Annotated in this window: 15 protein-coding genes and 1 riboswitch; of the genes, 8 read left to right on the plus strand and 7 right to left on the minus strand. The window is 39.3% G+C overall.

Annotated features, from left to right (window positions below; translation table 11 throughout):
• Nucleotides 1–4: 4 nt before the first annotated feature.
• The 4 genes from rsfS (at nucleotide 5) to ACK1I8_RS18330 (ending at nucleotide 4,466) form a co-directional block, all read left to right on the plus strand.
• On the plus strand, nucleotides 5–379 hold the full coding sequence (gene rsfS / locus ACK1I8_RS18315) for a ribosome silencing factor (protein ID WP_412466733.1): 375 nt from the start codon (nucleotides 5–7) through the stop codon (nucleotides 377–379).
• Nucleotides 380–407: 28 nt separating this feature from the next.
• Nucleotides 408–2,423: an ATP-dependent zinc metalloprotease FtsH gene (gene ftsH / locus ACK1I8_RS18320; RefSeq protein ID WP_412466734.1), complete on the plus strand. Its 2,016-nt coding sequence runs from the start codon at nucleotides 408–410 to the stop codon at nucleotides 2,421–2,423.
• A 64-nt stretch (nucleotides 2,424–2,487) separates the two neighbouring features.
• The gene (locus ACK1I8_RS18325; protein WP_412466735.1) at nucleotides 2,488–3,132 is read left to right on the plus strand and encodes a LutC/YkgG family protein; all 645 of its coding nucleotides are present in this window, start codon (nucleotides 2,488–2,490) and stop codon (nucleotides 3,130–3,132) included.
• 257 nt (nucleotides 3,133–3,389) lie between these two features.
• The gene (locus ACK1I8_RS18330; RefSeq protein ID WP_412466736.1) at nucleotides 3,390–4,466 is read left to right on the plus strand and encodes a 3-oxoacyl-ACP synthase III family protein; all 1,077 of its coding nucleotides are present in this window, start codon (nucleotides 3,390–3,392) and stop codon (nucleotides 4,464–4,466) included.
• Here the strand turns inward: ACK1I8_RS18330 and ACK1I8_RS18335 are convergent.
• The 5 genes from ACK1I8_RS18335 to ACK1I8_RS18355 all read right to left on the minus strand — a co-directional run bounded on the left by ACK1I8_RS18335 (nucleotide 4,463) and on the right by ACK1I8_RS18355 (nucleotide 8,772).
• Nucleotides 4,463–5,950 (minus strand): tetratricopeptide repeat protein, encoded by a 1,488-nt coding sequence (locus ACK1I8_RS18335; RefSeq protein ID WP_412466737.1) that lies wholly within the window; start codon nucleotides 5,948–5,950, stop codon nucleotides 4,463–4,465. The two genes, ACK1I8_RS18330 and ACK1I8_RS18335, sit on opposite strands and share 4 nt — an antisense overlap.
• Before the next feature lie 171 nt (nucleotides 5,951–6,121).
• Entirely contained in the window at nucleotides 6,122–6,865 is a 744-nt protein-coding gene (locus tag ACK1I8_RS18340) for a zinc ribbon domain-containing protein (RefSeq protein ID WP_412466738.1), read from the minus strand.
• Nucleotides 6,865–7,962, minus strand: coding sequence for a Nif3-like dinuclear metal center hexameric protein (locus ACK1I8_RS18345; protein WP_412466739.1), 1,098 nt, complete (start codon nucleotides 7,960–7,962; stop codon nucleotides 6,865–6,867). Before ACK1I8_RS18345 ends, ACK1I8_RS18340 begins: the two co-directional genes overlap by 1 nt.
• 116 nt (nucleotides 7,963–8,078) lie before the next feature.
• A complete protein-coding gene (locus ACK1I8_RS18350) occupies nucleotides 8,079–8,465 on the minus strand; it encodes a TM2 domain-containing protein (RefSeq protein WP_412466740.1) in 387 nt (128 codons plus the stop codon).
• 4 nt (nucleotides 8,466–8,469) lie between these two features.
• Nucleotides 8,470–8,772 (minus strand): DUF2752 domain-containing protein, encoded by a 303-nt coding sequence (locus ACK1I8_RS18355; RefSeq protein ID WP_412466741.1) that lies wholly within the window; start codon nucleotides 8,770–8,772, stop codon nucleotides 8,470–8,472.
• Between the two features lie 229 nt (nucleotides 8,773–9,001).
• Between ACK1I8_RS18355 and mfd the strand changes: the two genes are divergently transcribed.
• The 3 genes from mfd to ACK1I8_RS18370 all read left to right on the plus strand — a co-directional run bounded on the left by mfd (nucleotide 9,002) and on the right by ACK1I8_RS18370 (nucleotide 13,789).
• On the plus strand, nucleotides 9,002–12,340 hold the full coding sequence (gene mfd / locus ACK1I8_RS18360) for a transcription-repair coupling factor (protein ID WP_412466742.1): 3,339 nt from the start codon (nucleotides 9,002–9,004) through the stop codon (nucleotides 12,338–12,340).
• Nucleotides 12,341–12,430: 90 nt separating this feature from the next.
• Nucleotides 12,431–13,567 carry an ATP-binding protein gene (locus ACK1I8_RS18365; protein WP_412466743.1) on the plus strand — a complete coding sequence of 379 codons (1,137 nt, stop codon included), beginning with the start codon at nucleotides 12,431–12,433 and terminating at the stop codon, nucleotides 13,565–13,567.
• Complete coding sequence (locus ACK1I8_RS18370; protein ID WP_412466744.1) at nucleotides 13,568–13,789, plus strand: DUF3820 family protein; 222 nt, start codon at nucleotides 13,568–13,570, stop codon at nucleotides 13,787–13,789.
• Nucleotides 13,790–13,896: 107 nt separating this feature from the next.
• Here ACK1I8_RS18370 and ACK1I8_RS18375 read toward each other — a convergent pair whose 3' ends face one another.
• Nucleotides 13,897–14,613: a DsbA family protein gene (locus ACK1I8_RS18375; protein ID WP_412466745.1), complete on the minus strand. Its 717-nt coding sequence runs from the start codon at nucleotides 14,611–14,613 to the stop codon at nucleotides 13,897–13,899.
• Nucleotides 14,614–14,919: 306 nt separating this feature from the next.
• Nucleotides 14,920–17,616 (minus strand): M14 metallopeptidase family protein, encoded by a 2,697-nt coding sequence (locus ACK1I8_RS18380; RefSeq protein ID WP_412466746.1) that lies wholly within the window; start codon nucleotides 17,614–17,616, stop codon nucleotides 14,920–14,922.
• A gap of 262 nt (nucleotides 17,617–17,878) precedes the next feature.
• A riboswitch (cobalamin riboswitch) is annotated at nucleotides 17,879–18,088 on the plus strand.
• Nucleotides 18,089–18,281: 193 nt separating this feature from the next.
• Between ACK1I8_RS18380 and metE the strand changes: the two genes are divergently transcribed.
• Nucleotides 18,282–20,615, plus strand: coding sequence for a 5-methyltetrahydropteroyltriglutamate--homocysteine S-methyltransferase (metE, locus tag ACK1I8_RS18385; protein ID WP_412466747.1), 2,334 nt, complete (start codon nucleotides 18,282–18,284; stop codon nucleotides 20,613–20,615).
• Nucleotides 20,616–20,716 lie beyond the last annotated feature (101 nt).

Raw genomic sequence — 20,716 nt, forward strand, 5'->3', positions numbered from 1 at the left:
TTTAATGGTAAAAAAGAAAATAGTAGCCCTTTCTACATACCTTTCTGAATTGGCCGTTTACGGCATACAAGAAAAAAAAGGAGAAGATATTGTGCGGTTAGATCTTAGAAATATTCATACTTCAGTAGCTGATTACTTTATTATAGCAAGTGCCAACTCTGCTACCCAGGTAAAAGCTATTGCCGATAGTGTAGAAAAAGAAATATATAAAGCCACTCAAGCCGACCCTCGACATAAGGAAGGTTTCGAATCAGCAGATTGGATCATTCTTGATTATTTCGATGTGGTTGTGCACATCTTTAAAACTGAAAAGCGCCACTTTTATGGCATAGAAGAACTTTGGGGGGATGCAGAAAGCACAAATTTTCAAAGCGCATAACCTAATAGAACCATTTTGACAAAAACAAATGAACGACAATCAAAATAATAACGAAAAACAAGGAAGAAGAATTCCAAACATTCCTAAAAAACCACAAAAAGGATCAAAATTTAATATTTTCTGGGTATATGCAGCCATTATCATAGCCATTATTGCTGCACAATTTTTATTTACCACCGATGGGGGTAAAGAAGTAACTTACCAAAAGTTTGAACAACAGATGTTGCTTAAAGGCGATGTACAAAGAGTGGTTGCTTATAAATCAGACGATCTGGTCCGCGTGGAGGTTTATATCAAGAAAGACAGTTTAAAAAAGCCAACATACGATGCCTATAAAAGCAACAGTACTTTTAACGTAAACAACGCCGCTAGTCCTGTTGTATTTTTCAATGCCGGAACGATGGATGGGCTGGATAAACAACTCGCCGATTCGCAAAAAGATCTTCCCGCTAATCAACCAAGAATACTGGCAGAAAAAACCAGCCGCAGCAATCCGTTGGCAAGCTGGTTTTTAAGCATCATTTTACCTGTACTGCTTTTAATCGGTTTCTGGATTTTTATGATGCGCAGAATGGGCGGTGGAGCAGGCGGTGGCGGCCAGATTTTCAGTATCGGCAAATCCAAAGCAACACTGTTCGACAAGGAAAGCCAGGTAAATATTACGTTTAATGATGTTGCAGGTTTAGAAGAAGCTAAAACAGAGGTAATGGAAATTGTAGATTTCCTTAAAAACCCAAAAAAATATACCGATCTGGGCGGAAAAATACCTAAAGGAGCTTTATTGGTCGGTTCGCCAGGTACAGGAAAAACCTTATTGGCCAAAGCCGTTGCGGGCGAGGCTCAGGTTCCTTTCTTTTCGCTATCGGGTTCTGACTTTGTAGAGATGTTTGTTGGAGTTGGTGCATCCCGTGTACGCGACTTATTTAAACAGGCAAAAGATAAATCTCCTTGTATTATCTTTATTGATGAGATTGATGCTATCGGCCGTGCCCGTGGCAAAAATGGCGTAATGGGTGGAAATGATGAACGTGAAAACACCTTAAACCAACTTTTGGTTGAGATGGATGGCTTTGGCACCAATACACATGTGATCATCCTCGCGGCTACCAACCGTGCTGATGTTTTAGATAAAGCATTATTAAGAGCTGGAAGGTTCGACAGACAGATTTACGTTGATTTACCGGACGTTATAGAACGTAAACAGATTTTTGAAGTACACATTGCGCCACTTAAAAAATCAGAAGAGCTTGATACCGAATTTTTAGCCAAACAAACACCAGGATTCTCAGGTGCAGATATTGCAAACGTTTGTAACGAAGCGGCATTAATTGCAGCACGTAAAAACAAGTCGTCGGTTGATAAGCAAGATTTTTTAGATGCTGTAGATAGAATTGTTGGTGGTTTAGAAAAGAAAAACAAAATCATCACCCCAAGCGAAAAACGTGCCATTGCTATTCACGAGGCTGGTCATGCTACTGTAAGCTGGTTGCTGGAACACGCTGCGCCTTTAGTTAAGGTTACCATTGTTCCACGCGGACAAAGTTTAGGTGCCGCCTGGTACCTGCCGGAAGAACGGTTAATTGTTCGTCCTCACCAAATGCTCGACGAAATGTGTGCAACAATGGGTGGTAGAGCTGCTGAAAAAGTAATGTTTAATACCATCTCTACCGGTGCACTTAGCGATTTGGAGAAGGTAAATAAACAAGCCAGGGCAATGGTTACCATTTATGGTTTAAATGATAAATTAGGAAATATTACTTATTATGATTCATCTGCTCAGAACGAGTATAATTTCTCTAAACCATATTCAGAAGATACCGCTTTAACGATCGATAAAGAAATTTCAGCATTAATTGAAGGTCAATACCAAAGGGCAATTCAGTTATTGGAAGAAAATAAGGATAAACTGATCCAGTTAGCCGATATCCTGATCGAAAAAGAAGTTTTATTTAAAGATGATTTAGAACTAATTTTCGGTAAGAGATTATTCGAAAACCAAGGTGAAAGTGGAAATCCTGGACACATTACGCCAGTAGAGGCCTAAATAAATCATTTCTATTATTACATTTGCTACCCTGGTTTAATCATTAGGGTAGCTTTTTTTTATAATGAAAGATAATACGACAGCGAAAGAACAAATACTGAAAAAGATAAGGAAGGCACTATTAGAAAAGCGCGAAAATCCCTATCCTAATTTAGAAGAAAGCCCATTGTATAAAAAAAATACCGATGAGCTGGAGATATTATTTGCTGAACAGCTTACGGCTATATCCGGCAACTTTATCTTCTGCGAAGACGGGATCGATTTTTTTGAGAATATGTTGCAGCTGGCCGATAAGTTTAAATGGCGGAAAATATATTGCTGGGAGCCCGAGCTACAGCAGTTTCTAAGCAAATACGAGTTTCCTTTTTACCAAACCGACAAGGATTTTGATCAGGCTGAAGTAGGAATTACCTTGTGCGAAGCCTTAGTTGCCCGAAATGGAAGCGTAATGGTTAGCAACAGCAGTGCCGCTGGCAGGAGATTAAGTATTTTCCCGCATCACCATATCGTGATCGCCAAAACCAGTCAATTGGTTTTAGATCTTAAAGATGCCTTTCTGTTATTAAAAAACAAATATGGCAATCAGCTTCCATCAATGATCAGCAATATCACAGGTCCAAGCAGAACAGCAGATATCGAAAAAACACTGGTTTTAGGTGCTCATGGGCCTAAAGAGCTTTTTGTGTTCTTAATTGATGATTTTAGTTAAGGATTGCTGTTTTGTCTAAAAATTTATAGCCTCCTCCAGTTCTTTTCTGCAGATTACCCAAAAAACTATTTATTGCTTTAAACACCGTTGATAACCCATCGTCACAACATAGAACAAAAACTAAATGTGACGGGGAAAAGCAGGATTATTAAAATTCAGGCTTGAAAATAAGCTGCGCTGATTTTTAATATTTGCTACTATCGAATATTATTGGTATTTTTATACTACATACCGTTTTAGTATGCGGTATTATAATTATGAGCAAAGTAACCAATACAATAATTGCAGGAACTGGTAGTTACATTCCGGGTAATATCGTTTCAGGCGATAGATTTTTAGAATCTACGTTTTTCGAAAATGGTAATCGTATTGATAGAGAAAATGCAGAAATCATTAGTAAATTTTCAGAAATTACCGAAATTGTTGAGCGCAGATATGCTTGTCCGGACCAACTAAATAACCACATTGGCGCAAAAGCTGCGGCTAAGGCGATTGAAGATGCCCTAATAGATAAAGAAACTTTAGATTACATTATCTTCTGTCACAACTTTGGCGATATTCCTACCGGAAGCAACCGCACCGATGTATTACCCTCACTAGCCGCTAAGGTGAAACAGCAGCTGGGGATTATAAATCCAGACTGCGTTGCCTATGATATTATTTTTGGTTGCCCCGGATGGGTCCAAGGTGCAATACAGGCCGATTATTATATCAAAAGCGGAGATGCCAAGCGGGTTATGGTTATTGGTGCAGAAACTTTAAGCCGTATTATTGATCCGCACGACCGTGACAGTATGATCTTTTCGGATGGCGCTGGAGCGGTAATTTTCGAAGCCGAAGAAGCCGCAGAAAAACGAGGAATACTGGCGCACAAAACAGAAACCCATGCCGTTAATTATGGTAATTTACTGACCATGGGCAAAGGATCTAATCCAGATGAAAACAATGGAAACTTTTACCTGAAAATGAACGGACGTAAACTCTATGAATTTGCGGTAATTCAGGTCCCACAGGTAATTAAAAAAGCCATAGACAAAGCAGATTTAAGTGTTGACGATATCAACATCGTATTTGTACATCAGGCCAATGGCAAAATGGATACTGCGATCATGAAACGCCTGTTCAAACTTTATGGCAAAGATACCGTGCCGGAAAACTTAGTTCCGATGACGATTTCGTGGTTAGGAAACAGTTCCGTTGCCACGGTACCAACTTTGTTAGACCTGGTATTAAAAGGAGAAGTGCAAGGCTATAATGTTAAGCCTGGCGATGTAGCAGTATTTGCCTCAGTAGGGGCAGGCATGCACATTAATGCTTTTATATACCGTTTTTAATTGGCTAAGCGCTTTAACCCGGCCCTAGCCTGGCTTTCAATACTGCTTTCAAACTCATGATTTTTCATGGCAATAGCCGTATTGAAAGCCTCTTTCGCTTTCGCTATATTCTTCCTTCTTTCATAAATCTTGCCCATCTGCACTGCCGCATTTGCAGCAAAATAATATCTCAGGTTTCTCCCTTTATCAATCGTTTCCTGATAGGCGGTCAATGCCTGATCATCTTTCCCCAGGTCATCATAAATTCTACCTAAACGGTAGTTTAGTTCAGTTCTGTCTCTGTCGTTAGTGTAGTCTGTTGCCTTTTTGTTGTCAATTATCTGCAGGGCCCTGCTTAAATAACCACCATCAAACAACAGCCTGGCTTTTAAAAGATCTATGTTTGGTGCTGCTGCCGACGCTTCTGCCTTGGCCTGCTTATCCTTTTCCATATAAGTGTAGCCATTGTTAACTGCCTTGGCCGCAAACGCCGTATATGCTCCTTTATCTCCTTTTAGAAGCGCGATCCAACCCAAATGAAGGTAAGCATCCTTTACAAAATTTACGCCCTTAGTAGCCTGCAAAAACCGGCTAAAATAGGTGCCGGCACGGAGATCTAGTTTATTTAAATGCGCAATTCCTTCCAAATAATCAAGATAAGGAAAAGGCTGATAAACGCCCCCCTCTGGCCGCCTGCCCAAAATAGAAATCGCTTCTTCGCTATGCCCGTTTTTAATGCACACATAACTCTGCAAATAACTTTTCAACAAACTGGTATCTGCTATCCGATCGGTATACTTCATGGTTTTGGCATACGCCTGCGGGCTATGTGCCACATCGGTTAAAACGTAGGCATAATAAAAAACCACTTCTTCATAAAAAGGTTCATAGGATGATTTTGGTAAGTTATCCGCTAATTTTTCGAACATATTCAATCCGCTCTGCAGGTTTCCCTTAATGCCAAAGGTTGAAAGTGCCGTTTTTAAAGCGCCATCGGGAAGGTTGCCCAATACAACATTGATCAATCCCAAACCTTTTAAGTTGAGGTGAAAATTTGGGAATTTTTTATTGTTTTCCTGTAAAAGACTGTTTGCTCTTTTAACTTCCATAGCCGCGTTAAAATACTCTCCAAACCGGCCGCGTATGAGTGCCCATTGTAAATTAATCTCGGCCAGGGCATAAAGATAGTATGGCGAATTTTTATCGTCATCGCCTATTTGGTCCAAACGTTTAGATTTATTTCCTTTTAAACGGTCAAAATCAGCTTTGCTTTCTGAAGTGAGCACGGTAAAATAGTCAACATAATTTTCCAGAAGCGGAATAATGGAATTATCGGGATGCTGTTTCTTCTCTGTAGAGATATAAGCCCTCGCGTTGCCCAACTTAAGCTCGAATATGCTTTTATAAGCATTTAAGCAGTTATTATTAAAGTCGAAATTTGCAAGTGAAAACAAAGGAGAGAAGAGCAGGAGAGAAGTTATAAAAAAACGGAAGCTTTTATTCATCAGGGATTCTATTTCGGTTTGGTTTTACGCTGCTAAAACAGCTTCACATTTAAACAAATATACATTAAACGCTAAAATCATATTCTTGTTTTGAGTAAGTCCAGGAAAATAGGGCGTAAACAAAAAACGTCCCGATTAAATCGGGACGTTCAAATCGTTTTGTGATTTCGCCTAAGCTTCTGCTACTTCGTGTGTTAGCGCTTCATCAACCAAAATACGACCGCAATGTTCGCAAACAATAATTTTTTTGCGCTGACGGATATCTAACTGGCGTTGAGGCGGAATCTGGTTAAAACAACCTGAACATGAATCACGATCGATAGTTACCACAGCTAAACCATTTACGGCATTTTTGCGTAAACGTTTGTATGCAACCAATAAACGCTCTTCAATTTGAGGTTCAGCCTGGTCCGCTTTCTTTTGTAAATCCTGCTCCTCTTTTTCAGTTTCGGCAGTAATTACATCAAGTTCTGCTTTTTTAGCTTCCAAATCTTTTTTTCTACCATCTAACTCGGCTTTAGCAGCTTCATATATTTCTGTTTTAGAAGCGATTTCAAAGCCATGTTCTTTAATCTTCTTTTCAGAAACCTGAATATCTAAACCTTGAATCTCAATTTCTTTGGTTAAAGCATCGTATTCACGGTTATTTTTAACTTCTTTTAATTGAGAATCGTATCTTTTGATGGCAGCCTGCGCATCCTTAATTGTATTTTTGCGTGTTACGATCGAATCTTCAAGATCATCAAGCTCACCTTTGATTTTTGCAATTCTAGTTTCTAATCCTAAAACGTCATCCTCAAGATCGGCAACTTCCATTGGTAACTCGCCACGTACCTGACGGATCTTATCAATTTTTGTGTGGATATTTTGTAATTCGTATAAAGCCTTTAGCTTTTGTTCTACGGTTTGTTCCATTAAAACAAGTAATTTATGGGGTTTGTATTTTGCTCCGTTAAACGGATTGCAAAGTTAGTAAATTTTTTCTGAATAATTTCAAGCAATAAATTTGAGGTAAATTGTTCAGTTTCAAAGTGTCCGATGTCGGCAATGATCAATTTTTCCTCTGCATCAAAAAACTCATGATATTTAAAATCTGCGGTTATAAATGCATCTGCCCCGGCAGCAATGGCTTCTTTTAACAAAAAGCTTCCTGCACCCCCACAAACCGCAACTTTTTTGATCCTTTTACCGATAACTTCTGTATGTCTCACTACTTTAGCCTGCATGCGATCTTTTACCAAATGTAGAAAATCGTAAGCATCCATATCGTATTCCAGCCAGCCTACCATACCAGAGCCTACCAGTTGATGTTTATTTTCGAGTTTATAAATATCGTAAGCGACCTCTTCATAGGGATGGTTCTCAAACAAAGCAACCAGAATTTTCCGCTCGGCCTGTGTAGGGTAAACCATTTCGATCCGCACTTCGGCCTCGCGGTGGCGAATACCTTTTTCACCCACAAAAGGGTCTGAATCTTCATTTCCTTTAAAGGTACCAAAACCATCAGCATTAAAACTACATTCGCTATAGTTGCCAATATTGCCTGCTCCGGCATAAAATAATGCAGATCGCAACTGCTCGGCCTGTGCATGTGGACAATAAGTAACCAATTTCTTTAACAGACCTGCTTTTGGCGAAAGTACCTTAGTGCCCGTTAAACCCAAACGCTCGCAGATTCTTGCATTTACGCCGGTATGGATACTATCTAAATTTGTATGGATGGCATAAAGCGCAATATTGTTCCTGATTGCCTTTAAAACCACGCGTTCTACATAATTTTTGCCGTTAAGCTTTTTTAGCCCTTTAAAAACTATCGGATGGTGGGTAATAATTAAATTGCATCCTGTAGAAATGGCTTCATCCACAACTTTCTCTACACAATCTAAAGCTATCAAAGCCGCGCGAACCTCCATATTCGGATCTCCCACTATTAAGCCAGCGTTATCATAATCCTCCTGATAATTAAGTGGTGCGATGCTTTCTAAATAATTGGTAATTTCAGCTAATTTCATTTGATAAATATAGAAATTTCATTGCGCTAGTTTTCTTTTTCTGCCAATCTATTTAACGGAAAAAATCCGCATTCAAATAAACTGGATGCGGATTTTTATATAAAGATTTAGTTATCCTAAAATTTTCCGGTCTGTTGGAATCCACCGCCCATTCTTATCATCTGTAAACTTTCGAAAACCATTTTCTGGTTGTGTTCAAAAGCAAGTGTTTTGTGGTTTACCACATCGATGATCGATCCGATAAAACATAAACCAGCAGTTAAGAGGTATAAAATACCCATGCCGATTTGGCCAATAATAAACCGCTGCAAACCTGGAACGGCAAACAGCCCGATTAAACAGAAAATCAACATGTCAGATGGATTCTTTCTTTTACTGCTGTAAACCATCAGGAAATTACGTAATTGCTCTTCAGTTAAACCAGTTGTTGCTTGTTGTAAATAGGAGTATTCCTCTGGTGTTATACCTGGTAACGACATTAGAGGTGATTGAAATATATCCATGGTTTTATGTATTTGTGGTTGAAATTTTAAACTTATTTTTATTTTTTATTAATGTATAAACCCTGTAAACGATGATCAAAAGTGCCGGAAACCCAAACCAATGTTCGGAAAAGCTTTCGTTAAACTCGCCATGTAAAATATGACTGATCGACCTGCCTATACCACAGCCCGGACACCAATCCTCAAAGCCTAAGTTGGCTAAAGGACAAAGTGTGAAATGATGCTCGTGGCTATTCGCTGTTGCCAGTAATATTAAAGCTGTTACCCAGAAAAAAAGTTCGAGTGGAAAGCTTTTAATGTACTTCATTGTTTCACTTTTTATACAATTTAGAGGTTCTGACACCACCTTTGTTACATCAGTTTGCCCTTAATCGACGAAAGGGTGATATATTTCGACCAAATGAATGATATCATCTAACAATAACCGATCATTTTCAATTTATCTGATTTACCTAGCCGACCTAAGCCAAAAATAGTTAAAAAAACCTTTACACAAATTGCGGGTTAATATTAAAAGATAAGCTTATTTTTGTGCCTTGAACATTCGCGATTTAATAAACAGATACAAAACCGACGCTAGGGTTACTCGGTTTACCCAAACGTTGAACAGCAGCAAAAACCCAAAGATACAATTAAAGGGATTGGTGGGTTCGGCCGATGCTATTGTTGCACTTTCTTCTTATTTCCTGTTACACAAACCTATACTATTTGTTTTGCCAGACAGGGAAGAGGCTGCTTATTTTCAATCAGACCTGGAAAGTGTATTGGATAAGCAGGTTTTGTTATTTCCTTCCTCTTACCGCAAATCTTTTGATTTTACACAGGTAGATACTGCCAATGTACTGGCCCGTGCGGAGGTACTAAACGAACTGAATCATGATTCAGAATATGGAAAAATCGTAGTTTCTTATCCCGAAGCGATTGCCGAAAAGGTGATTGATCGATCGGCACTTGAAAAAAACACTTTAGAAATCAGTTTGGGTGCCAAATTGGGCATTGATTTTATCAATGAATTTCTAATTGATTACGATTTCGACAGGAGAGATTTTGTTTACGAACCCGGACAGTTTTCTATCCGTGGCGGTATTGTAGACATCTTTTCCTTCTCATCCGATCTTCCTTATCGCATCGAATTTTTTGGCGATGAGGTAGAAAGTATCAGAAGTTTTGAAATTGAAAGTCAGCTTTCTGTTGCAGACGTAAAATCGCTGACCATTGTACCAAATGTTCAGGCAAAATTTTTAACGGAAAGCAATATCAGCATTCTCGATTATATTGATCAGGATACACAACTCTGGTTTAAAGATGTGGAATTTACCCTCGATATTGTTAAAGCGGGTTTTAAAAAGGCAGTGGAACTCTGGAAAGCTTTGCCGGCAGCTGATAAAAGCCAAAACCCGGAGTGGATTGACCCTAAGTTTGCCTTTACCGACGAAAAATTATTGGGCGATCATCTTCAGGATTTTCCATTGGTAGAATTTGGTAAACAGTTTTTCTATAAAACAGACCATCGTTTTGAGTTTGAAACTAAACCACAGCCATCATTTAATAAAGATTTCAACTTACTGATTCATAATCTTAAAGAAAATGAAAAAGCTGGAATCGTTAACTTTATTTTTACCGATTCGCCAAAGCAGATTGAGCGTTTATATGCCATTTTAGAGGATATTGATAAGACGGCCAAATTTACGCCAATCAATAGCATGCTGCGCGAAGGTTTTGTTGATCCGCAGATCCAAACGGCATTTTATACTGATCACCAGATCTTTGACCGTTACTATAAATACAAACTCAAAAAAGGCTATCAGAAAAGTCAGGCCATTACCCTGAAAGATTTAAGGGAACTAAAATCCGGCGATTATGTTACCCACATCGATCATGGGATTGGTAAATATGCCGGGCTCGAAAAGGTTGAGGTGAATGGCAAAACCCAGGAGATGATCCGTTTAGTTTATGCCGATAACGACCTGCTTTATGTAAACATCAACTCGCTAAACCGAATTGCCAAATACAGTGGCAAGGAGAGCGGTGTGCCCAAGATGAATAAACTGGGTACCGATGCATGGGACAAGCTAAAAAAAACCACTAAAAAAAAAGTTAAAGATATCGCCCGGGATTTGATCAAGCTTTATGCTTTGCGCAAAACCCAGGCTGGAACAGCATTTTCTCCAGATAGTTATCTGCAGACCGAATTGGAGGCATCTTTTATTTACGAAGATACCCCCGATCAGCTAAAAGCCACTCAAGATGTGAAAAAGGATATGGAATCACCACATCCAATGGACCGTTTAGTATGTGGCGATGTGGGCTTCGGAAAAACAGAAATCGCCGTTCGTGCGGCATTTAAAGCCGTAGCAGAAGGCAAACAGGCAGCTGTCTTAGTGCCTACCACAATTTTGGCTTTACAACATTTTAAAACTTTTTCTTCCCGATTAAAAGATTTCCCGGTTACGGTTGATTACATTAACCGTTTTAAAACCAGTAAACAGATTAAAGATACCCTGGCCGAGGCCGCAGCAGGTAAGGTGGATATTCTGATCGGTACACACCGTTTGCTCAGCAAGGATGTAAAATTTAAGGATCTCGGAATCATGATTATTGATGAAGAGCAAAAATTTGGTGTTACGGCAAAAGAACGGCTTAAAGCCATAAGGGTAAATGTTGATACGTTAACCCTCACAGCGACTCCAATTCCGAGAACGCTTCATTTTTCTCTAATGGGGGCCAGAGATTTATCCATTATCAGTACACCACCGCCAAACAGGCAGCCGGTAAATACGGAATTACATGTTTTTAATGATAAACTCATTCAGGAGGCTGTTCAATTTGAATTAGACCGTGGAGGTCAGGTGTTTTTTATCCATAATCGGGTAAATGACCTGATGCAACTGGGCGGGCTAATCCAAAAACTGGTTCCCAAAGCAAGGATTGGTATTGCACATGGGCAATTGGATGGAGATGCCTTGGAAGATGTAATGCTTGATTTCATTAATGGAGAAAAAGATGTCCTGGTGGCTACAACGATTATAGAAGCAGGTCTAGATATCCCCAATGCCAATACCATCATCATCAATCATGCACATATGTTTGGTTTAAGCGATCTGCACCAGATGCGGGGCAGGGTAGGCCGGAGTAACAAAAAAGCTTTCTGTTATTTACTTTCACCGCCTTTATCAACTTTAACTTCCGAAGCCAGGAAGCGTTTAAGTGCTATTGAAGAGTTTTCTGATCTGGGCAGCGGTTTTAATGTAGCCATGCGCGATTTAGATATCCGTGGAAGCGGAAATTTATTGGGTGCTGAGCAAAGTGGTTTCATCGCCGAAATCGGTTTCGAAATGTACCATAAGATATTAGATGAAGCCATTCAGGAACTTAAAGACGCTGAATTTAAAGGGCTGTTCGAAAATGAACCTGCCCGTCCGTTTGTGGGCTTTACGCAGGTAGATACCGATCTTGAATTGTATATTCCGGATGCTTATATTACCAACATTACTGAGCGTTACAATTTATACACCGAGCTTTCTAAACTCGAAAATGAAACCGAACTGGTTACCTTTGAAAAACACCTGACCGACCGTTTCGGGCCGATACCGCCACAGGTAAAAACCATGCTCAGTGTAGTGCGTTTACAATGGTTGGGCAAGAAATTAGGTTTTGAGAAAATCAGTTTCAAAAAAAATAGTTTACGTGGATATTTCTTAAGCGATAAACGATCGGCTTATTTTGACTCCAATACTTTCACTAAAATTCTAACTTTTGCACAAAACCATCCGCGGATGTGCAATCTGAAAGAGGTAAAAAATACACTCAGGATTGCTTTTGATAATATAAAGACGGTTGAAGAAGCCATTGAAACTTTGGAGCTTATTGATTAAAAACGTTAATTGAGTCAGTTCATTGACTGAATTAACGTTAATTGAGTCAGTTCATTGACTGAATTGATGTTTTTAGTATATTTGACTTAAATGGAAAGTCAAATTGTTAGATCTTTAAAACCTGTTATCCTCCATACAATCGGGAAAAATAAGGTCATTTTAATTTTCGGAACAAGGAGGGTAGGTAAAACCTGGCTAACAGAAAGCATTATCAAAGATGCTAACGTCAGCCATCTTTCCTTAAATGGAGAAGATCAGGATGTACAGGCATTGCTGTCAAACCGTACAGCAGCCAATTATAAAAGGATTTTGGGCCAGGCCAAACTGCTCATTATTGATGAAGCCCAGGTTATACCTGAAATCGGAAAAATATTAAAGTTCCTCATCGATACTTTTAAAGAGCTCACCATTATTGCAAGCGGCTCATCGACCTTTGATCTTTCGAATCAGACCGGTGAACCTTTAACCGGAAGAAGTTTAACCTATTACCTCCATCCCATAGCACAGGTTGAATTGGATAAACAGGAAAATGCCTTGCAAACCACCCAAAACCTGGAAGAAAGATTAATTTTCGGCTCTTATCCGGAGTTGTTTCACTTGAATTCATTGACTGAAAAAGCACAATATTTAACGGAGCTGGTTAAATCATATCTGTTAAAAGATATTTTGATGTATGAGAATATCCAAAATAGTGCTAAACTACTGGAATTATTGAAACTAATTGCCTATCAGGTTGGATCGGAAGTTTCGATTGATGAAATTTCCCGTAATTTGGGCATTAGCAAAAATACGGTAGACCGTTATCTTGATTTACTTTCGAAGGTTTTTATCATTTATAAAATTGGCGGCTACAGCAATAATTTAAGGAAAGAGGTTACCAAATCATCCAAATGGTACTTTTACGACAATGGTATCCGGAATGCGATTGTAAACGATTTCAGACTGCTGGCTTTGCGCAATGATCAGGGTATTTTATGGGAAAATTACTGTTTTAGCGAGCGCATCAAAAAAATGGAGTACAACCAGCAAAATGCCAGTTATTACTTTTGGAGAACTTATGACCAACAGGAAATAGATCTTATTGAAATTAATAACGGAGAAATGGTAGCTGCTGATTTCAAATGGGGAAACCAAAAGAAGAAGATTCCGGGTTTTTTTGCCAAAAACTATCCTCAAGCTAACTTCTCTGTAATTAACAAAGAAAATTATTTAGATTTTATATTATAAATGTTAGACCCCACTTTATTGCTCGATTTAGTGCAAATGCAAATGCCTTATGGAAAATACAAAGGCTACCTGATCTGCAACATTCCTGAAAGTTATTTGCTATGGTACAAAGACAAAGGTTTCCCGAAAGGAAAATTAGGCGATTTAATGGCTACCATGTTCGAAATCCGGATGAATGGTTTGGAATATTTATTAACGCCCTTGAAGAATCAAAATCGATAAATAAATCCGAACATTTATTCCTGTCGATCGTCTTGCTTAACTTCCGCAGCGAAAAAGATTTTCGGACCAAATCTGCGAAGATCAGGCGCAATCTGAGGGAAACAATTCTATATCTCACAACCATTCTCATTACAAACCGCATCATCATTTTTATTTAATGAGGTTAGCGTTGTTTTAGGTTGAGTTTCTTTCCACTCGGTAAAACTTTGGGTAAGCGCATCGGTAAAAGCCTGAACAGGTTGGGCACCAGAAATACCATATTTACGATCCATTACAAAATAAGGAACGCCTCTGATACCTAAATTCTGGCTTTCATAAATATCATAACGAACAGCTTCAGCAAATTCATCGCTATTTAAAACGGCCACAGCTTCATCCTTATCCAAACCTATTTCAACTGCAAGATCAGCTAAAACATCAGTCTCACCAATGTTTTTGCCATTTACAAAATGGGCTTCAAACAGTTTTTCTTCCGCTAAATCCTGAAGATGATGCTTTGCTGCCAAATGGATTAAACGGTGTGCATTAAAGGTATTTGCTGGAACACTGGTGTCAAAATCTATATTTAAACCTGCATTCGCAGCCATATCAACCACTTGCTTAGTCATCTGTTTGGCCTGCTCAACCGGCATTCCCTTACTTCGCGAGAGGTAATCGTATACCGTTTCATTATTCGTATTATGATACTCTGGGTTGAGCTGAAAACTCTTCCAGTCTATTTCGATTTCATTTTTAAAAGGCAATTTTTCAATGGCCTGCTCAAAATGTCTTTTCCCAATATAGCAAAACGGACACATTACATCCGACCAGATTTCTACTTTCATCGCACAAAATTAAGCGGATTATAATTGGCTATAGTAAAGCCAAAGTAAAAAGCCACTATCCTAAATGATAGTGGCTTCTACATTAATCAAAGAATGTCAATTCTGAGGGATAATTTATTGTACAAAATCCAGATACCTGATAAGGAGATTTTAATAAATCGATTTGCCGTGAGAAACCGTCATTCCCAACTTGATTGGGAATCTTAATGCCTTGGTAGGTTTGCAGGTTGCATTAAGATTCTCGCCTACGCGAGAATGACGACCGATCAGAACGCTCAATGTGACAAACTAAGCAATAACTGGTTATTATTTATACAACTGATTAAATATAAGCTTAAAAGTACCATGCGTTTGTGCCCTGAAGGTAATTTCAGGACCAAAAGCAAGCAATTTACCTTTCCCAACCTCGGCTTCGAAAGCTGTTATCCCATCTTGCAGGTAAGCCTGCCCCCAGGCCCAGCCACTACGCAAAGGAGTGGCGTTTTCAAACCACATCAAAGGTTTGATTTTACCCGAAGCGATGGCATCACCACTGAGTTTAAAAACAGGGCTGTTATCGAAATATATGTCCGCTTCTTTTTCCATCCCCCAATTCGTTGGCAAAGTAGTATCTATACGAACATTTAATACACTTCCGGGAATATAATATTTTTCGGCAGGCAATCTCTTTTCTTCACCATTTATAATTTCGACCATCGCATTTCTTACGGGAAGATTTAAGTGATAAGCCAGGTTCGTACTGCTACCAATGGTTACAATATTGCCACCTGCTTCTAAAAATTTCTTTAATTCAGGAATCGATTTATCGACATTAACCCTGCCCAAACGGTTTCTAAATTCCTGTGGAACCTCTTCTGCCCTTGGTCCGAAAGATCTGTTTCCAAAGCCTCCTCCCTGGACAGAAGGTATAGCTCCACCCACAAAAACAATTACATCGTATTTGGATTTTAAGTTCCCTGCATCTACATCCTGCGGATAAATTACAGTGGCATTATAGTGGTACTGTTCCATTAAAAACCGCACCCAACCGGATGCCATAGAGCCTCCATAAGTATCCCAGAGGGCAACTCTTGCCGGTGAAACTTTAACCTTGTTCTTAGGTGCTGCAGCACTTTTTATTTTGACATTGGCTTTTTCCAATATTGATTTTCCTGCTGAGGAAACATAGAAATCACCGTTTTCTACCGAACGGTAAACTTCAACTTTGTTCTTCAATAAATCGTTAACCGCCGTATAAGAATCGTTTTGTGCAGCACTTAACACATAACCCGATCCATTTGGCAATTTATGCTCAGGTTTTAATAAGTTGCCATAAGGATTTTTCTCAAAAGGCCCCGAAAAATCATCCAGAATACGGTCGAATTTTACATCCATTAAATAAGCTAAAGTCCATCCGGCGGCATCATACGGCGGAATTGGTGCACCACCTTCATATTTAAAATCATTTGGATGATCCTGTGGTTCGAACATATCCAACACATGTGGACGGAAAGCCTGATCGGTTTTAACGACGTAACTTCCGGCAGGGTAATTTTTCCCTGCAACGCTAAACGGGGCCGTTGCTTTTTGCACCACTATACCCGTTCTGATCAATGCGTTTAAAAACTTAATGGCAGTGTTAAAATCGGGTTGATCTGCCGATAAAATATACCCTCGCGGATCACGGTTTACCGGCGCTTTCATCACGGTATCAAAAGCTTTCATGCTAATCTGACGTCGGGATCCTAAATCTGCATCACTTCCAGAATTTGCGGCACCTTTTTCTCCTTTTGCAGCACTGTTAATGGCTTCAATTTTCTTTGGAGAGAAAGACCAGGTGTTTTTTTTACCTCTTTCAATCGAATTTCTACCCATTTGATAAATATTGTACAGTAACTCATCATGGTAACGCGACGCGTAGTTCAAAACGGCATAGTTTAACGATACAGAATAATCGATCGAATTCTTAAAATACCATTTTCTCGGAGTGATCGGGTTTGGCGAATCCCCACTCGGCAGCAAACGCGATGGAACCAATGGAATTTCGGATGGAGTAGGATTGCCGATAATTTCGGTCAGCAGTCCAATCATGTTATGAAAATAGGTGGTCGTCCTTAATCCTCCGTTGTACCAGGTAGAATAAACAGACCCACCACGTTGGGTGTAACCGGGCTTATTTTCTACGTTCATCCTGTTATGCATGGCCGCACCTACTGCATCCAAACTGGTTAAAATGGTTGGGTCGAATACATAATTAAAAGGATCCCGATAGGGTGGGCCTGCCACGACTGTTCCCGCCGGACCAGCCTGATGATGGTTGTACATAATCTGCGGGATCCACTCTATAAAAAGCTGACGGCCGATATTCTGTGTTTCTTTGAGATTTAGCATAAAAAAATCGCGGTTATTATCATGCCCGGCATATTTTTCGTAAAGCACAGGCAATCCGGATGTTGTTCTTTTCTTAGGGTCTTTATTCCTCATGTACCAATTGCTGATCAACTCCTGTCCGTCAGGATTGGCATGGGTAAATAAAATGATCACATTATCCAGGATACGCAAAGTTTCAGGATCGGTTCTCGAGGCAAATTCATATATCGTCTGAATCAGCTGATGGGTACCAACCACTTCATTTGCATGCAGGCCGCCATCTATCCAAACTACTGCCTTACCCTCCTGTGCCAAGGTTTTCGCCTGTTCGGGAGTAATTTCAGCATGGGCCAGCTGTTGTGAAATTTCTTTATAACGGTCTAATTTATTCAAGTTTTCGGGCGAAGAAACTATCAGCATATATTGACTTCTGCCTTCTTCGGTTTTACCGATATCCACTAGTTTAATCCGGTTAGAACTTGCAGCCAGTTTTTTAAAATAGTCTGCTGTTTGGGTGTAATTGGCTAACTGATAATCGTCTCCGACATCAAAACCGAAATGAGATTTTGGCGTGGGTACCTCCTGCGCCGGCAATGCATAGCTGTTTACCATTAAAAAAGCAATGCAAAGCCCTTTAAAGTAGTTTTTGATCATAAATAAGGATTTAAGTTTGGGTAGCCAAATATAATAGAGAATGGGCATCATAAACCGCTTGCTGTAAATTTGTTACAAGTGATAATATGTTCTGAGTATAATATGTTAAACATCGCAAAAAACCATACTGTCTGCATATATCCATGGCTAAAAAAATTAAATACCATGAATTGGAAGCAGTCGAAATCCAATGCTTAAGAAAATACCTTAATCTTTAAATCCTAATCCATACATTTGTGCTGATGTAAGTTCTTAACTTTATTTTTCATCAACCGATACAGGTTCCCGGAGTTACACCCGGGATTAATAGGGAATCGTGTGCAAATCACGAGCTGTCGCGCAACTGTAAATTCTGTCTTTTGTTTAAAAAAGACAACGGTCTTATCATTCATGCCACTGTTCTTTTATGAGGATGGGAAGGCGATAGGATCGGGAATAAGTCAGGAGACCTGCCTATATTGAATTGACGGTGCTTTCGCGTTATAAAGTAATTGGTCAGGTCTGATTGTACACCATAAAATCAAAATTTTATAGGCTTGCTTTAAGCTTTTTGCTGATAAGTGGGCCGGTTGTGCCCTAACCTTTCCTTAAATTTTAAACAAAAAGTATTACAAATATTGCTTTAAGAGCTTTTAAACGATTTTTTTACTTAATCTTTAAGAGAGATGCTAACGCAAAATCTAGGCTATCCGCGAATAGGTAGTCAAAGGGAATTAAAGAAAATCTGCGAAAATTATTGGGCAGATAAAACTGGGTACAAAAATGTACTGCAGGTGGGCAAAAACATTCGCCACGAAAATTGGAAACAGCAAAAAGAAGCCGGTATTGATGTGATTCCATCAAACGATTTTTCTTTTTATGATCATGTCCTCGATCATTCCCTAATTTTTGGAGCCATCCCAAAAAGGTACAACGAGGTGATCCTGAGAAAAGGAAATGAGGAACTTGATCTTTATTTCGCGATGGCAAGAGGGTGCCAAAAAGAAGGGCTGGATGTGGTAGCGATGGAAATGACCAAATGGTTCGATACCAATTACCATTACATTGTGCCTGAGTTTTACAAAAACCAACCTTTTAAACTTTTCTCTACCAAAATTATCGATGAGTTTTATGAGGCAAAGCAATTAGGAATTGATACCAAACCTGTCCTAATCGGTCCGGTTTCCTATCTTTTGTTGGGTAAGGAAAAAGAAGCAGGTTTTGAAAAAATAGACCTGATTAAAAACCTCCTTCCGGTTTATATAGAGATTTTATCACGTTTAGACGCGCTGGATGTAGCGTATGTCCAGTTTGATGAGCCATTTTTGACTTTAGATCTTACTGATAAAGATAAAAAAGCTTATGAATATGCCTATAAAGAAATCCGGAAAGCTTTTCCAAGGTTAAAAATTGTTTTAGCTACTTATTTTGAAGGACTAGGCAACAACCTAGCATTAACGACCTCATTGCCTGTAAATGTTTTACATATCGACCTGGTACGCGCAGAAGATCAATTAGGTGATGTTTTAGCTTCGTTAAAAGAAGATACCATTCTTTCTTTAGGTTTGGTAGATGGAAGAAACATCTGGAAAAATGATTTCTCGAAATCTCTTTCAATCATCAATCAGGTTATAGAAAGAAGAGGCCAAGATAAAGTCTGGATTGCTCCATCTTGTTCATTGATCCATTCGCCTGTTGATCTGGAGAATGAAACCAACGAGAAAATTTTATCTGCAGAAATTAAACAATGGCTGGCCTATGCAAAGCAAAAAATTGCAGAACTAGTTACCTTAAAAAAACTGATCACCAACGAAAGCCCTGCATCTACCCTGCAAAAACTCGAAGAAAATAAGATTGCCATTGCTAACCGTAAAGTTTCTAAAATCATCCATAATCCTACCGTTAAACAAAGGGTTTTGGCCTTAAAAGAGCAGGATGCTCAACGTCTGAGTCCATTTCCGTGTAGAAAAATCAAGCAACAGGAGCTTAATCTGCCCATTTATACCACCACTACCATCGGATCGTTTCCGCAAACCACAGAGGTAAGAAGCTGGAGGGCAAAATTAAAAAACGGAACGTTCACTGTTGAGGAATACGATGATCTCCTTGCAAAAGAAACTGAAAAAGCAGTAAGATGGCAGGAAGAAATCGATCTGGATGTTTTGGTTCACGGTGAGTTTGAACGCAATGATATGGTTGAATATTTTGGTGAGCAGCTTGATGGTTTTGCTTTCTCTAAAAATGGTTGGGTACAGAGCTATGGATCACGCTGTGTAAAACCACCAATTATCTTTGGTGATGTTTCGCGCCCAAAACCCATGACGTTAAAGTGGACGGCTTATGCGCAGTCGCTTACCTCTAAATACATGAAAGGCATGTTGACAGGTCCGGTAACCATTTTACAGTGGTCGTTCGTAAGAAATGACCAGCCACGATCAGAAACCTGTACACAGATTGCCCTGGCTATCCGCGACGAGGTATGCGACCTGGAAAATGCAGGGATTAAAATCATTCAGATTGATGAGCCAGCCATTAGAGAAGGTCTGCCTTTGCGCAAAGCTGATTGGCAAGACTACCTGAACTGGGCAGTGAAAGCCTTTAAAATTTCAGCTAGTGGTGTGAAAGACGATACGCAGATCCACACCCATATGTGCTATTCGGAGTTTAACGATATCATCCAAAACATTGCCGATATGGATGCAGATGTGATTACCATCGAAACCTCACGCTCACAGATGGAATTATTAGACGCATTTGCCGATTTTAAATATCCAAATGAGATTGGACCGGGCGTTTACGATATCCACTCTCCCAGGGTTCCTAAACGTGAAGAAATGGTTCAGTTACTCAAAAAAGCGAAAGCTGTTATTCCTTCAACACAGCTTTGGGTAAATCCCGATTGTGGTTTAAAAACACGCGGATGGGACGAAACCAAAAAAGCATTGATCGAAATGGTGGAAGCCGCAAAAGAGATGCGAAAAACCGAAGATGTACTTTCAGCGAACCTTCAGGTGAATTAATCTGATTTTTAATGTATAAATCAATAGGATTGACAGATAAATTTTACTAGGTAACGTTCCTTAAGAAATCGTCATTCCCAACTTGATTGGGAATCTTAAAG

Source organism: Pedobacter sp. KLB.chiD, assembly GCF_047040275.1.
GTDB lineage: Bacteria > Bacteroidota > Bacteroidia > Sphingobacteriales > Sphingobacteriaceae > Pedobacter.